The sequence below is a fragment of the Oleiphilus sp. HI0132 genome, from assembly GCF_001635845.1.
The window spans coordinates 1-691 of the sequence record NZ_LWGJ01000698.1 but is presented as its reverse complement, the minus strand read 5'-3'; the positions used below and the strand labels follow the sequence as shown (position 1 = coordinate 691).

Annotated in this window: 1 pseudogene; it reads right to left on the bottom strand. The window is 46.0% G+C overall.

Annotation, left to right across the window (positions count from 1 at the left end):
* Window positions 1-691: pseudogene (locus tag A3766_RS08300) on the bottom strand (YgiQ family radical SAM protein); the annotation flags it as partial.

Sequence of the window (691 nt, the reverse complement as noted above, 5' to 3'; positions counted from 1 at the left end):
AGGATGAGGCACTCGCTGATAAGCGTGTTCGAAGACGCTATCAAGTTCATCTGTCGATAGAGGAATGGCTGGTGGGTTTACCCAAACATAGCGTTGATCGTGAGGCTGAACAATGGCTCGGGCATTGGCTGGATTAGTTTCCAGGTGCAGTATTCGGGAGGTGTGAGCATAAAGCACAGGGTCCTTGGAAACCTTTTCAAAAGAGGGGAGTAAGATAAATTCTCTCTCTTTATCAGCGCTTTGTTCTGGAAATGGTAAAATTTTGATTGGCTCTGCTTTATCGACTTGCTGATTGTCGGCGCATTTACTTGTCGACTCGGAACCTTCTATTTCAGTTTCTTGATAAGGGTTTTTCTGGAACGGGTGGTTCGCTGGGTCAAGCGCTTTTGGTTTTTCGATGCGCGAGGAATCTTTTATATTCCAGCCTTCTGGCAATTCTTTTAGTAGGCAAGCTGTTCCTTTGATATCTTTCATATCCTTGGGGTGTTCACCTCGGGATATACGTAGGGCTACCTCAGATATTGCTCGCTCTGCATTCCCATAAAGTAGGATATCTGCTTTTGAGTCCATCAGAACCGATCGTTTTACCTTGTCTGACCAGTAGTCGTATTGAGCGATTCGGCGTAGGCTAGCTTCAATCCCACCGATCACAACCGGGATATCTTTGTAGGCTTCTCTACAGCGCTGACTA